Origin of the sequence: Pelotomaculum sp. PtaB.Bin117, from assembly GCF_002067195.1 — a bacterium.
GTDB lineage: Bacteria > Bacillota > Desulfotomaculia > Desulfotomaculales > Pelotomaculaceae > Pelotomaculum_D > Pelotomaculum_D terephthalicicum.
In genome coordinates, this window is the sequence record NZ_MVQM01000043.1 from 1 (window position 1) to 14,400 (window position 14,400).

At 55.5% G+C, this 14,400-nt stretch carries 18 protein-coding genes; all 18 read right to left on the reverse strand.

What is annotated here, in order from left to right; translation table 11 throughout:
* On the reverse strand, window positions 1-534 hold a 534-nt coding region (locus A4E54_RS02535), incomplete at its 3' end, for a F0F1 ATP synthase subunit delta (protein ID WP_286724166.1).
* Window positions 528-1,019 carry a F0F1 ATP synthase subunit B gene (atpF, locus tag A4E54_RS02540; RefSeq protein WP_240083157.1) on the reverse strand — a complete coding sequence of 164 codons (492 nt, stop codon included), beginning with the start codon at window positions 1,017-1,019 and terminating at the stop codon, window positions 528-530. The genes A4E54_RS02535 and atpF, both read right to left, overlap by 7 nt.
* Before the next feature lie 168 nt (window positions 1,020-1,187).
* The gene (gene atpE / locus A4E54_RS02545) at window positions 1,188-1,421 is read right to left on the reverse strand and encodes a F0F1 ATP synthase subunit C (RefSeq protein ID WP_240083156.1); all 234 of its coding nucleotides are present in this window, start codon (window positions 1,419-1,421) and stop codon (window positions 1,188-1,190) included.
* Window positions 1,422-1,509: 88 nt separating this feature from the next.
* Entirely contained in the window at window positions 1,510-2,274 is a 765-nt protein-coding gene (gene atpB, locus A4E54_RS02550; RefSeq protein WP_240083155.1) for a F0F1 ATP synthase subunit A, read from the reverse strand.
* Window positions 2,275-2,496: 222 nt separating this feature from the next.
* A complete protein-coding gene (locus A4E54_RS02555; RefSeq protein WP_286724175.1) occupies window positions 2,497-2,940 on the reverse strand; it encodes an ATP synthase subunit I in 444 nt (147 codons plus the stop codon).
* 5 nt (window positions 2,941-2,945) lie between these two features.
* Complete coding sequence (locus tag A4E54_RS02560) at window positions 2,946-3,212, reverse strand: AtpZ/AtpI family protein (protein ID WP_240083153.1); 267 nt, start codon at window positions 3,210-3,212, stop codon at window positions 2,946-2,948.
* Window positions 3,213-3,445: 233 nt separating this feature from the next.
* Window positions 3,446-4,603 (reverse strand): non-hydrolyzing UDP-N-acetylglucosamine 2-epimerase, encoded by a 1,158-nt coding sequence (gene wecB, locus A4E54_RS02565; protein ID WP_286724177.1) that lies wholly within the window; start codon window positions 4,601-4,603, stop codon window positions 3,446-3,448.
* A 106-nt stretch (window positions 4,604-4,709) separates the two neighbouring features.
* On the reverse strand, window positions 4,710-5,186 hold the full coding sequence (locus A4E54_RS02570; RefSeq protein WP_282442317.1) for a deoxycytidylate deaminase: 477 nt from the start codon (window positions 5,184-5,186) through the stop codon (window positions 4,710-4,712).
* A 13-nt stretch (window positions 5,187-5,199) separates the two neighbouring features.
* Entirely contained in the window at window positions 5,200-6,441 is a 1,242-nt protein-coding gene (gene glyA / locus A4E54_RS02575) for a serine hydroxymethyltransferase (protein WP_286724182.1), read from the reverse strand.
* 32 nt (window positions 6,442-6,473) lie between these two features.
* A complete protein-coding gene (rpiB, locus tag A4E54_RS02580; RefSeq protein ID WP_248285915.1) occupies window positions 6,474-6,932 on the reverse strand; it encodes a ribose 5-phosphate isomerase B in 459 nt (152 codons plus the stop codon).
* 97 nt (window positions 6,933-7,029) lie between these two features.
* A complete protein-coding gene (locus tag A4E54_RS02585) occupies window positions 7,030-7,509 on the reverse strand; it encodes a low molecular weight protein arginine phosphatase (RefSeq protein ID WP_286724184.1) in 480 nt (159 codons plus the stop codon).
* Between the two features lie 58 nt (window positions 7,510-7,567).
* Complete coding sequence (locus A4E54_RS02590) at window positions 7,568-8,635, reverse strand: L-threonylcarbamoyladenylate synthase (protein ID WP_240083148.1); 1,068 nt, start codon at window positions 8,633-8,635, stop codon at window positions 7,568-7,570.
* Between the two features lie 138 nt (window positions 8,636-8,773).
* A complete protein-coding gene (prmC, locus tag A4E54_RS02595; RefSeq protein WP_240083147.1) occupies window positions 8,774-9,640 on the reverse strand; it encodes a peptide chain release factor N(5)-glutamine methyltransferase in 867 nt (288 codons plus the stop codon).
* A gap of 2 nt (window positions 9,641-9,642) precedes the next feature.
* Window positions 9,643-10,710 (reverse strand): peptide chain release factor 1, encoded by a 1,068-nt coding sequence (prfA, locus tag A4E54_RS02600; RefSeq protein WP_286724187.1) that lies wholly within the window; start codon window positions 10,708-10,710, stop codon window positions 9,643-9,645.
* 2 nt (window positions 10,711-10,712) lie between these two features.
* Entirely contained in the window at window positions 10,713-11,579 is an 867-nt protein-coding gene (locus tag A4E54_RS02605; protein WP_240083145.1) for a DUF1385 domain-containing protein, read from the reverse strand.
* 77 nt (window positions 11,580-11,656) lie between these two features.
* Window positions 11,657-11,860, reverse strand: a complete 204-nt coding sequence (gene rpmE / locus A4E54_RS02610) for a 50S ribosomal protein L31 (protein ID WP_240083144.1) — start codon at window positions 11,858-11,860, stop codon at window positions 11,657-11,659.
* A gap of 232 nt (window positions 11,861-12,092) precedes the next feature.
* Window positions 12,093-13,346 (reverse strand): radical SAM family protein, encoded by a 1,254-nt coding sequence (locus tag A4E54_RS02615; protein WP_286724192.1) that lies wholly within the window; start codon window positions 13,344-13,346, stop codon window positions 12,093-12,095.
* A gap of 162 nt (window positions 13,347-13,508) precedes the next feature.
* The gene (locus A4E54_RS02620) at window positions 13,509-14,393 is read right to left on the reverse strand and encodes a peptidoglycan DD-metalloendopeptidase family protein (protein ID WP_240083142.1); all 885 of its coding nucleotides are present in this window, start codon (window positions 14,391-14,393) and stop codon (window positions 13,509-13,511) included.
* Window positions 14,394-14,400: the final 7 nt, after the last annotated feature.

Here is a 14,400-nt window from a genome sequence, read left to right on the forward strand (position 1 = left end):
TTGCTTGAGACGATCTCCGAGGGCAGCCAACTTGGCCTTGATCGTGCCGTCAATTACCTTGTCCCCGATCCGGATCAGCACTCCTCCGAGCAGAGATGGATCGGTAGCATAAGAAACCTGCACTTTTTTGCCGGTCAGCTTGGCCAGCAACTGGTCGAATTCGCCTTTTTCCTGATCTTTCAAGTCTACCACCGATGTGACCCGGACCTCCACAATGTTACGCGCCGCGTTGGCCTTGGCGATGAACTCCGACGCGATATCCCCCAAAAATGTTTCCCGCCGGCGATCCACCAGCAATTTAATGAAGTTAAGGGTCAACTCGGATATTTTCCCCTTAAACAGCTGGTCGAGCAGTTCCTTTTTCGCGGCAGCCGTAATCTGGGGGTGGTACAGCACTTTTTGCAGGTCGGTGTTCTCCTGAAGGATCGTGTCTACGGCTTTTAATTCCTCTTCTATTTGGTCAACTTGATTCGATTCCACGGCGAGATCATATAACGCCGCCGAGTAGCGTCCTGCTACAGCCCCTTTTAGCATAGCAGCTCCCCTGCCTCTTTAACGAACTCCTGGACCAGCTCGTGCTGGATGTTGTCGTCAATCTGGCGCTCCAGGATCTTGCCTGCCACAAGAATGGCCAGACTCGCGGCCTGGTCGCGCATCTCGGCAACAGCCTTGTCTTTTTCACGCTGGATCTCGACAAGGGCTGAATCTTTCAGCCTCTTTGCCTCTTCCTTGGCGCTTTCAATGATTTCAACAGCCTGCTCCTCACCCGCTTTGGTAGCTTTCTGGATAATCTCCTGGGCATGCTCGCGGGCGCGGCGCAATTCCGCCTCAAATTCTGCTTTATATTGCTCAGCTTGCTCCCTTTCCTGCTCGGCGGCCGCGATGCTGTCGGCAATAAGCTTTTGACGGTCGGAGAGTAGTTTGGTCAAGGGCTTGTACGCGACAAATTTAAGGAAGATCAATAACAAAATAAAGTGAAACACCTGCGCCAGCAGGGTCGCATTTGGAAAATTTTCCAAAACTTTTTCCCCTCCATTCGCACGTCTGACACCGGACGTCAAACGTAAATTCGGTCGTTAGGGGCCGGAGGTCAATGAAACCAACCGCCGCACGCCGCAAATCCGGCCGCCTGCCGCCAGGCGTCAAACAATGGCCGGCATCCGGCTTCCGGCGACTGATGTCTTTTCTCAGCCACCAACCTTGCCCCACAGCATGAAGGCAATAACAATCGAGATAACCGGCAGAGCCTCAATCAGACCGAGAGAAATAAACAGCAAGGTCATTGTTGATCCCCTGGCTTCCGGCTGGCGGGCAATCGCCTCAATCGCTTTACCGGTCATGACACCGTCACCGATAGCGGCGCCGCATGCGCCCAGGCCGATAGCAATAGCACAACCAATAGCGGCTCCAGCTTGTAACATTCCGTTTTCCATTTAAAATTCCCATCCTTTCATTAAATGTTATACTTAACCTGTTTTTTTAAGAGACTTGGTATCATTTAAAGTTTGGCTAATGATCCGCGGTAGCTATGGAAATATATACGATAGAAAGCATGGTAAAGATAAACGCCTGGATGCAGCCAACGAAAATACTGAAGGCCAGCCATACTACCGAAGCGATAAAGCCTCCCAGCAAGTCGGCCCACATTCCAAACAGCCCCAGTAAAACTATCAGCATCACTTCACCGCCGTAAATATTCCCGTAAAGACGGAAGGCCAGCGTGACCGGCTTGGAAAACTCTTCGATCAAATTAATTGGAAGGAAAAAAACATAAGGCGTGACAAAATGTTTAAAGTAGCCGGCGCCTTTGTACTTCAATCCGTAATAATACATTAGCGCGAAAGTAGTCAGGGATAGCGCGAAAGTGGTGTTGGGATTGGCTGTTGGGGAACTGAGCGTCGGTACAAGTCCAAGAATGTTGGAAAACAGGATAAAGATAAAGAACGTAATAACCACACCGATGATACCCGCTCCTTTTTGCGGGTCCATGTTCTGGTTGACCAGATTCCTGATTCCCTCAAACATCATCTCAAAGACATTTTGCACCCCGCGCGGCCGCCGCATATCCATATTGCGGGTGGCGACAATGGCAAAAAGCGCCACCAGGATCATTGTCAGCCAGGTCATCACCATTACTTTTGGGATAAACTCAAAATGCATGCCGCCTATGTTTAAATTCCAAAGTATTTGATGCCCGTGCTCATCCAACTCCCAGAAATGAAAAACGTTTCCCCAAATATCTAGCCTCTCTTCAACTTCTGCCATGCTTAACATATTCTTTTCTCACCTCCTTCTCTTTAAATGATAGCCATCTGCATAACTCAAATCCATTGATATAGCTGGATTTGGTGCACACTAAATTTGCTTATCACTCAATATATGATGTGATTTCCTCCCATAAATGTTCGAATTAAGTATCCTTATGCCCTTGCAATCATCCCAAATTCTTTAACGGTAAAAAAAAATGATGTATCCTTAAAATCATCTCTCTCATACTTACTCCCGGCTTCTGACTCCTGAGTCCTGCGTAGTTACTGACTTATATTTCAAAGAGCCGGCAAGGCCGCTTCCCTTCAGCAAGGCACCCGCCATACCAAAAGTAAAGATGCACGGAACCACGAAAATCCCGGCCGCGGCCGCGTAAATATTGGCAAAACCTGTTCTGGAAACAAAATACAAGACCGCCATGATGATGAGAAGCCGCAGGAAAACACCGGCCAGCAATTGTGCTTTGGCGCGGAGCAAGTTCCCCCGGGAAAGGGCCTGCAGTCTTTTATTCAGAAAAAAAGCATTCCACATACCCGTGGCCGTACCCACCAGAAAACCCCAAACAACAGGATTTTTCGGCTGCAGCAACAGCACGAAGCAATAGAACGCTAAAAGAAAGCCGGATATGCGCAATGTCCTAGCTAACTGGCCAGCAAAATCCCAGTCTCGCATTATGCTTACTTCCTCTCCCCAAAAAACCTCTGCAGGGTTTTATATATGCCGGTAATCCCAATCGCGATACCGGCAATAACCCCGGCCAGCATGAGCCAGGGCCCGGTGCCGAAATGACGGTCCAAAAACTGCCCGCAGTAGTAACCGGACACAACTGTAACGGCAAGCTCCGTGCCGATAGCAGTGGTTAGGCCCATTGCCTGAAGCGCCCACCGCTGGTCCCGTTTTTCTATATCTTTATCATCTTTATCAAAGTCTTTTTTCTTCTGCATACTTAATCAGCGGATCACGCCCAAGTGAACACGCGCGCCGGCTACCGTCCACCCGGCCTACCCCCTGAATCACCCTCAACATATATTGCTTCTACACTTTTTATACTATTCCTCCAAGAAAAAATAAAATTTTATTTGGAAATTAAATTATTCAGCAGTCAGCAGTCAGGGGTCAGAATATTTAAGGCATTAAACATACCTTATCCTGCCTGCTGTTTACTATGCAGTTACATCTAAAATTTATGAAGGCAAAACTCCTGCATTCGTTCTTTAGAAATGCCAAACTTGTGTTTGATTGCTTGTACGATTCGCCGTGAAGCAAGCCCGTCGCCATAGGGGTTGACGGCGTTGGCCATTTTCCCGTAGCATTCGTGGTCCTCCAGCAGGCGCCTGGTCTCGGACAACACCGCCTCTCTGGCGGTGCCCACCAGCCGGACAGTGCCGGCGTCTACCGCCTCAGGCCGCTCGGTCGTGCTGCGCAGCACTAAAACGGGCTTGCCCAACGCGGGAGCCTCTTCCTGGAGGCCGCCGGAGTCGCTTAAAACAAGGTAACTGCGGTTGATCAGATTGGCGAACGGCTGGTAGTCCAGAGGTTCAATCAAATGAATGCGGTCCCGCCCGCCCAGCTCTTCTTCCACCACACTTCTAACCAGAGGGTTTTTATGCACCGGAAAGACAACTTCCACATCGCGGTAGTTTTCCGTCACTTCCCCCAGCGCCCGGTATATCTCGCGCATCGGCCCGCCCAGGTTCTCCCTGCGGTGGGTCGTAACCAGCAGAACCCTTTGTTTCGCGTAATCAATCCGGCTCAATACCCGGTCGGCAAAAATGTAGCCCGGCCGCACAGTGGCCAGCAGAGCGTCGATTACGGTATTCCCCGTCACATATATGTTTTCCCCGGACACTCCCTCGTCAAGCAGGTTTTGCCTGGCGTTGGCCGTGGGGGCGAAGTGCAGGTCGGCCAGCACGCCGGTCAAGTGGCGGTTGATCTCCTCCGGAAAGGGGGAATACTTGTCACGCGTCCGCAGGCCGGCTTCAACATGTCCCACCGGAATCTGCAGGTAGTAAGCAGCCAGGGCGGCCACAAAGGTGGTGGTTGTATCGCCGTGGACCAGGACCAGACCGGGTTTCTCCTTTTGGAATACTTCCCGCAGCCCGGTCAGCGCCCGGCTGGTGATGTCAAAAAGACTTTGCTGCCGGCGCATAATATCCAGGTCGTAGTGAGGCACTATTTCAAACAGATCGAGCACCTGGTCCAGCATCTCCCGGTGCTGGGCGGTAACAGCCACTTTACATTCCATATCGTCCCGGTGTTTCGCCAACTCTTTTACCAGGGGAGCCATTTTAATCGCCTCCGGCCTGGTCCCGAAAACTGTGATCACTTTCAGCAAAGGATACAACTACCTTTCTCATTCTCTCATTACTGAGCCCCGAGAGTTACATATAATAGTTATTCAGTTGGCAGAGTCAGAATGCTCAAAACGAAAGGCCTTTTCCTTATTCCGACTCCTTAACCCCGACTCCTGATTCCTGGACATACCTGACCAGTTCCACTCCTGCCTCATCAAATATCTCCTGCGCCGAGAGGTCGGGATAATCACCCTGGAAAACCACCTTCCCGACGCCGGCGTTGATCATAATTTTCGCACAGAGCAGGCAGGGCTGGTGGGTGACGTAACAAGTCGCCCCCTTGATGGCGATACCATGCACGGCAGCCTGGATCACGGCGTTTTGTTCGGCGTGCAGCCCGCGGCATAGTTCGTGGCGCTCGCCGGAAGGCACGCCCAACCGCTCGCGCAAACAGCCGATATCCAGGCAATGCTTTAATCCGGCGGGGGCCCCGTTATAACCGCTGGCCAAGATCCGCCTGTCTTTAACGAGAACGGCGCCAACGCGCCGCCGCAGACAGGTGGACCGGTTGGCCACAACTCTGGTAATGTCCATGAAATACCGGTCCCAACCCGGCCGTTCCATAAAGATCAACACCTTAGTACAAAGGATACTTGTCGCACATCTCGCTCACCTTCGCCCGGGCTTTGGCCAACTTTGCCCCGTCGTTGCGGTTGGCGACGGCATAGTCCATAATTTCGGCAATCTGGACCATGTCTTCCTCTTTCAGCCCGCGGGTGGTAACCGCGGGCGTGCCGATGCGGATGCCGCTGGAAGTGTTAGGCGGCAGCGGGTCGAACGGGATGGGGTTCTTATTCACTGTCACGCCTACGGCATCCATCAGTTCTTGCGCCTCTTTACCGGTAATGTTCTTGCTGCGCAGGTCAACCAGGATCAGGTGGTTGTCCGTGCCGCCGGAAACAACCTCAAAGCCCCGCTCCAGCAGGGCGGCGGCCAGCGCGGCGGCATTGTTGACCACTCTTTGCTGATATTCTTTAAAATCCGGCTCCATCGCTTCTTTAAACGCCACCGCTTTGGAGGCGATCACATGCATCAGCGGCCCGCCTTGAATGCCCGGGAAAACCGACTTGTTTATCTGGGCGCCGTACTTCTCACGGCAGAGAATCAAGCCGCCCCTGGGCCCGCGCAGGGTTTTATGAGTGGTGGTGGTAACCACGTCGGAGTATGGAACAGGGCTCATATGCAGCCCGGCCGCCACCAGCCCGGCGATATGGGCCATGTCTACCATCAGGTAAGCCCCCACTGCCGCGGCGATTTCACCGAAACGGGCAAAGTCAATGGCGCGGGGATAAGAACTGGCGCCGGCGATAATCAATTTCGGCTTGTGCTCTCCGGCGATAGCCCGGACTTTTTCATAATCAATCCGGCCGGTTTCTTTATCCACACCGTAAAAGACAAAATTAAAATACTTGCCTGATATATTGATGGGGCTGCCATGGGTCAGGTGGCCGCCGTGGGCCAGGTCCATACCTAAGATGGTATCCCCGGGACTTAATAAGGCAAAGTAAACAGCCGTGTTTGCCTGCGCCCCGGAATGGGGCTGCACATTGGCGAACTCGGCCCCAAACAGCTTTCTGGCGCGTGAAATAGCCAAGCTTTCGGCTACATCCACAAACTCGCAACCGCCGTAATAACGTTTTCCGGGATAACCTTCGGCATACTTGTTGGTCAGAACCGAGCCCTGAGCCTCCATCACCGCCCGGCTGGCTGCGTTTTCTGAAGCGATCAGCTCGAGAGTCCGGCGCTGCCGCTGCGTTTCTTGCTCAATAGCGCGGAATATCTCCGGATCGACTTCAGACAAAGGGCGCAACAAACTCATATAAAACAATCCTCCCCACTGCCGGGTACTACCTACCGGCTACATCGATTATATTTTTGCTCAATGGCTTCTATTTTACTGATCCTGCGGGCGTGCCGCCCCCCTTGGAATTCCGCCTGGAGCCAAGCCGATACAATATCACGCGCCAGGCCGGGACCGATCACCCGCTGTCCCATGGTCAATATATTAGCGCAATTATGCTCCCGTGACGCCCTGGCGGAAAAAGTGTCATGGCACAATGCCGCTCTGACGCCCGGGACTTTATTGGCGGAGATGGCCACTCCGATGCCTGTTCCGCAGCAGAGCACACCACGGTCGAAATCACCGCCGCGCACCGCTTCCGCCACTACCAAGGCCAGGTCGGGATAATCCACCGCTTCCTCGGAAAAAGTGCCGAAGTCCTTGAATTCAACACCAGTATCATGAAAAAAAGCGGCAACTTCTTCCTTGAGTCTAAATCCCCCGTGATCGCTGGCTAGGGCAACTTTCATTATTAATGACTCCTTTTTAACAAGAATAAACTTGCCTAAACTCGCCTATAAACTCGCTTACGCTAAGGATATTTCGACAGAAATCGGAAAAATTCCTCTAATTTTGGGCAAAAAATCCCTCGGGGCTTGCCGCAAGCCGGTCTAAAGCGCGGGATATCAGAGATTCCAACCTTTCCGCACACCGGCGGTAGACTGCCACAGGCTGGCCGACCGGGTCGGGCACATCCCCGTCCGCCCCGGTGAATTCGCTAAGAGTGAACACTTTGCCGGCTGCTTGCGGAAATACGCTCAGGATATAATTACGCTGCGCCAGGGTCATGGTCAGGATTAGTCCGGCCCGGCCGGCTATTTCAGCCGTCAGGCGGGTGGCGCGGTGCTCCGTGAGGTCAATTCCCATCCCAGCCAGCGTTTCCAACGCTTCCGGGGACGCGGGCGCGTCTTGCCAGGCCTCCACGCCGGCTGAAGAAACCGTCATTTTCCCCGAACCTGCCGGGCGCTCCGCCAAAATCTTGCGTGCCAGCGCCTCCGCCATACTGCTGCGGCAAGTGTTGCCCGTGCAGACAAAAAGCAGTTCCATAGGATCACCCTCGCTAACTTCATAAAATAGCAGTACTCGGAATTCAGGAGTGCTGTCCCTATACTCTAATAATTTTTCCCCCCGCCGCCTTGCGCAGCCGGTTCATTACCGCCAGGCCGATACCTTGGTCCGCCAGTCCTTCCGCCAGGATGACGTCGACTTCCATCTCGTCAAAGCGGCGCAAGGTTGCGTACAAAGCCGCGGCCACTGTTTCAGGTCTGTCCCGGCGCCCGGCCGTAACAACCTCCCCGGCGGCGGAAAAATCCTCCCCATCTTTATAGGCAAGGATTCCCACCCGGCAGCCTCGCGCCCGGTACTCCTTCGCCAAATCCATAATTTTCGCCGCTGCGGCTTTTACTTCGCCTTCAATCAAAAAGAGCGGCGCGCGCGGCGCGTAGTGGGTGTACTTCATACCGGGAGAACGCGGCCGGCTTTTGCCTTGAAACCCGGACCGCGCCGCGGGATCCACCGCCACGGCGTCCAGGACTCTGCTCAAATCCTCCGGGGTAATCCCGCCCGGCCTCAGCACCAGCGGCACCGGGACGGTCAGGTCAACGACCGTTGATTCCACTCCCACTCCCGCCGGTCCGCCGTCAATGATTAAGTCAATCCGCCCGGCCAGATCGCTTAAAACATGGCGGGCGGTCGTCGGGCTGGGCCGCCCGGAAGTATTGGCGCTGGGCGCGGCGACGGGTACACCGGCCGCGCGCAGCAAACCCAGCGCCACCGGGTGTGCCGGCATGCGCACGGCGACAGTGCCCAGACCGGCGGTAACTTGAGCCGGCACTGCTTCGCCAACCGGCAATATTATCGTCAGCGGGCCGGGCCAAAAGGCGTTCATCAACGCTTCCGCCGCGCCGGTAGTCTTTTTAACGAGTCCGCCCACCGCCTCCGGGCCTGCGACATGGACAATCAAAGGATTATCCTGGGGACGCCCTTTTGCTGCGAATATCCCGGCCACAGCCCGCCCGTCCAGAGCGTTCGCCCCGAGACCGTACACGGTTTCAGTGGGGAATGCCACCAGCCCGCCCCGCCTCAATACGGACCCGCCCTCTTCCAGGGGGCCGGATTCCGGATGAAAAGGGTCTACGGTTATGTATTTTGTGTTTATCTTCTTATTAAGCATAAATACCTCGGTGTCAAGAGTGTCAAGGGGACGGTTCTCCTGACAAGAAAACGGTCCTGCTGGTTTAAATCTATACTGCTTTTACAGCGCCGGACAAAACAGAGAATCGTCCCTTATCTCTCCCGCCAACACGGTTCGCTATCGGCTGAAGTCCGGCGCGAGGCGGGCTACCGCCAATCTGTCCAGTCCGGCCAGGTCCTGCAGGACCACTGTGTCCCACCACGGGGGACTCAAGAGGCCGGCCACGGCTGCGCGCTGGCCGCTGCCTATTTCCATTAGCAGGCTGCCGCCCGGCTTGAGCATGTCTGCCGCGGCGGGAATCAACCGCCGGTACAGGTCCAGACCGTCTGCGCCGCCGTCCAGGGCGGTCACCGGCTCATACAGCCGCACCTCCCGCGGCAGCGCGCCGAGTTCACGCGTGGCGATATAAGGCAGATTGGCCGCAATCAAGTCCACCCGCCCGGCCAACCCCAGTCCGGCTAACGGTGCGAGCAGATCACCATGTAAAAATGACACGCGCCGCTCAACACCGTGCGAAACAGCGTTAAGCCGGGCCACCTCGATAGCGTCGGGCGACTGGTCGGTAGCGTAAACCACTGCCTGCGGTAAAAATACGGCCAGACTAATCGCAATAGCCCCACAGCCAGTGCCGGCGTCAACGATAATATCACCGGCCCCGGCCAGGTGAATTGCCGTTTCAACCAGCAGTTCGGTTTCCGGCCTGGGGATCAGGACAGAGTTATTGACAGTAAAATCCAATCCCATAAATTCTCTGCGCCCGGTCAGGTAGGCTACCGGCTCGCCCGCCTCCCGCCTGGCGATCAGGGTAAAAAACCGGGCTTCCGCTTCCGGCGGGAGCTCGCGCTCCCAGTCCTGGTAAAGTCCGGCGCGGTTATGGCCGGTCACATGACCGAGCAGCACCCCGGCGTCCAGGGCGGGAGTGCCGGCGCCGCTTTCTCTCAACTTTTGCCCGGCCTTGCGCAGGGCTTCTCTGACAGTTGTCATGATTATTCCACTTGTTTGAGCTGCTCAGCCTGGTCGGTAGTGATCAAGGTCTCGATAACCTCGCCCAGGTCGCCTTCCAGAACTCCGTCCAGGCGGTGCAGAGTAAGGCCGATCCGGTGGTCGGTCACCCGGTTCTGGGGGAAATTATAAGTACGGATCCGCTCACTGCGGTCACCAGACCCGACCATTGACTTGCGGGTGCTGGCCAGCCTTTGCTGGTGTTCGGTCTGGGCCCGGTCAAGCAAGCGCGCCATCAGCACCTTCATCGCCCTGTCCTTATTTTTATGCTGTGATTTTTCATCCTGCATGGAAACGACTATTCCGGTCGGGATATGGGTTATCCGAACGGCGGACTGGGTTGTGTTCACCGACTGGCCGCCATGGCCGGAAGCGCAGAACACATCTATGCGCAGGTCATTCGGGTCAATCTCCACGTCCACCTCCTCGGCCTCGGGCAAAACCGCCACCGTGGCCGCCGATGTGTGAATTCGCCCGCCGGACTCGGTGGTGGGAATCCGCTGCACCCGGTGTGTGCCGCTTTCGAATTTCAGCCTGCTGTAAGCGCCGCGTCCCTCAATGTTAAAGACTACTTCTTTAAAACCGCCGATATCGGTGTAATTGGCGCTTAATATTTCAGTTTTCCAGCCCTGAGTTTCCGCGAAGCGCGCGTACATGCGAAACAGGTCGGCCGCGAACAAAGCCGCTTCTTCACCGCCTGTCCCGGCGCGTATTTCCATGATCACGTTCTTCTCATCGTTTGGGTCCTTGGGCAGCAGCAGCACTTTCAGCTTCAATTCCAGGTCCGACTTTACTGCAAGCAATTGTTCAAGTTCGGCCCGGGCCATATCCAGTATGTCCCCGTCCGACTCTTCATCCAGGATTGCCTGTGTCTCCTGAATTTCCTTAGCTGTTTTCTTATATTCTTTGTACACGCCGACCACGTCGGCAAGATCGGCATGGGCCTTGACATATTGCTGCCAGCGCCCCAGGTCGGCAATTACCTCCGGGGCGGCGATCAATTTACTCAGTTCCTCGTACTTTTCCTCCAGGGCCGACAATTTCTCCAGCATTTCTACTCACCCGCCTTAAGCACTGCCCCGAAGGCAGTTATCGCCACTTCCACCTGCCCGTCGTCCGGCTGGCTGGTTGTTAATTTTTGCAGCCAAAGACCCGGCGCGATCAGGCAGCGGCACCAGGGAACACTGGCGTATCTACCTGATAGTTTAACCAATTCGTAGGAAATCCCCGCAATCACGGGCAATAGAAGCACCCGGGAGAGAATCCGCCACCACAGGACCTGATGGCCCAGCAGGGAAAATATCAGAATGCTGATCACCAGCACGATTAAAATAAAACTTGTACCGCAGCGGGGATGAGCGGTGGAGTGCCGCTGCACCTGCCCCACGGACAGTTCGTCTCCGGCCTCATAGGCGTTAATCACTTTATGTTCGGCCCCGTGGTACTGAAAAACACGCTTGATATCCTCCAGCCGGCCGATGGCGACCACGTAGGCCAGAAAGATGGCAATGCGGAAAACTCCTTCAATCAGGCTCTGTAAAAAGCTTCCAGGAACAATACTATGCAGAAAATGAGCCATAGCAACGGGCAGGAGGGCAAAAAGAAGCACGGCCAGCCCCAGCGCCGCGCCGATAGTGAAAACGATTTCTTTCGTGGTCAGCTCTTCATCTTCACCGACGGCCTGGTTAGCCGAATAGGTCAGCGCCTCTATGCCGAGCACCAGGGATTCGATCAGCACCACCACGCCCCGCACCAGCGGCCACTTTAAGACCGGCACCCGCTTGGTCAGCGAGCCCACCGGCTTTTTGTCCACCGCAATAGTCTGGTCCGGCAGGCGCACGGCGACGGCGCGTGAATCAGGGCCGCGCATCATTACTCCCTCAATTACCGCCTGGCCTCCATAAGGGTATTTATTGTCCATAGCTTACACCTCTTTATAACAAACACTGACTGCACGCTTAAATCAGAAATAGCAGAGCGCCCGCCCTGCTACCTGTCCTACTTCGTCAAGCCGTATTTTTTACGGAAGCGCTCGGCTCTCCCGCCAGTATCTATGGTTCGTTGCGTTCCGGTGTAAAACGGGTGGCACTTTGAACAGATTTCCACCCGGATTTCCGGTTTGGTTGAGCCTGTTTCAAAGCTCTCGCCACAAACACAGGTCACCTTGGCTTTCCCATATTTCGGATGTATACCTTCTTTCATCGGGTTTCACCTCTTTTCCTAAATGGAGCATTGCTATTCAGGTATTCCAGAATTCAGGAGTCAGAATTCAGAATATTTCAAGACAATAAACAACTCAGCTTATTAGCATTTTCAGCATCTGATGGTGAAGCGAAGCTTCATGGGAGTCTGACTACTGAATACTGACTACGCTACTATAAAAATACACTTATTTATTGTAGCATATCGATCAGCCGCCTGCAAGAACAACCTGCTACCTTACCGGATGGCTGTAGCTGCCCACGCTCAGCCCCGGCACTTCTTCCAATGCCTCAAGCAGGCCCGTCACACCGATAATGTCGCCCCCGCCGCCGGGTAAACGCTCAAAAAGCCAGTCCGGGTCGATATTCAGGTTGCGCAGCTGAACCAGCTCCACTCCCGCTTCCCCGACAAAATCCACCAAAGCTTTTACTTCATCCGCCCGGTCGGTCAGGCCGGGCAAGACCAGCAAATTAAGGGAAGTGCAGACGCCGTGTGAGGCCGCCGCATCCAGTGAACGGCGAACATCGGGCAGGCCGTAGTCCCGCGGCCGGTAGTAAGCGTTGTAGGTATCCTCAAGGGCGCTGATCAAGCTGACCCGGATCGCATCCAGGCCGGCCCGGCAAATATCCTTTACACCGGCGGTATGCCCGCCGTTGCTGTTCATGTTAATCGTGCCCAGGCCGGTTGCCCCGCGAATAAGCCCGATCGCTTCCGCGATAATGCCCGCCGCCAGCGCCGGCTCTCCTTCACAGCCCTGCCCGAAACTAACGATGGCCCCTTCTCCCCCGTCCAGGTGAGGAACCGCCGCTTCGGCCACTTCCACGGGAGTGGGCCGGAATTTTATACGCGTCTGCGGCGAGGGGCAGCAGTCCGCCGGCTGCAGCGATATACAGCCCAGGCAGCGGGCGTTGCAGGCGGGTGAAACCGGAAGCCCGCCCTCCCAGCGGCCGTAAAAAATATTTTGGGCGGTGAAACAATGATACTCCAGGGCACAATGCGCAAGATGGCTGAGAATGCGGTTTTCCGGCAATGACGCCAGCTTGCCGCGCACCCGCGCGGGGAGATCCGCGGTGTCGTAGTGCGCGGGGTTCCAGCGGTCGGGCTCGTCGGTGCGCCGCGCCGCCGCATAAAGCTCGCCGTTGCGGCAAGCCACGGCGGTGTAACCGAGCAAAGGCAGCGGCCGCTCTTGTTTGTGCCGCATATAAGAAGGCAGCAGGGTACGGGTATAACCCTGGGGAAGCAGGGCGCCAACCGCCCACGACCGCCCGTCCGCCCAGGGATTTTGCTCAAGGGTGGTAAACTGCCCCGCCCTGGTCAATCCCACCGGCGTTCCGCCGGGCACCAGCACCAGGGAGGCTCCTGAAGGCAGTTTTTCCATGTCTTCATCCACCAGTTCGACAAAACGGTCGCCGGTCCGGCCGGCGGCGCGCAGGGTGCGGTGGTCATAAAGCTGCCCGTCATCCCCGGCAAACAGCAGGTGGTACAATGCGATATCCCTCCGGTTCATTGACCGAGACTTTTTCCCATATCATATCTTGTGCAGGTAGCTATGTAAAGGGTCAGAACTGGTAAACCAGGCTGAAGATAATAAAGGGCTGTCCCCCAAAATGCTTTTTGGGGCAGCCCCTTTTGTGTTGCAAATTGATATTTAGCTGTAGTAACTCCCCCGCCCCAGCCACATCATCGGGTCAAGCGGGACACCGTTTTGCAGCACCTCCAGGTGCAGGTGGGGTCCGGTAGAACGGCCGGTGCTGCCGACCAGGGCGATAATGGTGTTGGTATCGACAATGCTTCCTTCATTTACAAGCAGTTTTGCACAGTGCCCGTAAAGCGTGCGCAATCCGTTGCCGTGGTCGATAATCACCGCCAGCCCATAGGTTCCCCTGGGGCCGGCGAAGACCACCCTGCCGGAGGCGGCAGCCCGCATTGGGGTATTCTCCTCAGCGGCGATGTCAATGCCTTCGTGCGGCTTGCCGTCTCTGGTGCCGAAAGGCGAGGTAATCGTGCCTAACAGCGGCCAGGCCAACTGCTTTATCAGCGAGCCGGCAACGGGCAGAGCCGTTTCTTGGCTTATAGCGCCGCGCGGGATAACCAATTGTCTGCCGGCGACAATGCTGTTGACGTCCGGCAGTCCGTTCCGGGATGCAAGCGCGTTCACGTCTACCTTATACTGTTTCGCGATGCTCAGCAGCGTTTCCCCTGTCTGAATCTGGTGCACGATACTGTCGTCCGCGGGCATTTTGATCAGCTGGCCGGCGCGGATGCTGTCCGGGTCGGCCAGGCCATTTGCCGCTGCTAGAGCCTGCACGGACATCCTTTTTCCTCTGGCGATGCCGGAAAGGGTGTCACCGGGTTTTACCTCGTATATACTCTGGGTTGCGGCTGTGACAGCGGGCGGCGGCGTAACGTAAGGCGCTCCCTCAAGAATACGCTCGTCCAGGCGGGCGCCGGCCGGACAGACAGTCCACAGGACAGCCAGCAAGGTAATAGCCGCGCTTGCGACAAGCATCATTATTATATTTTTATGTTTCATAAAAATT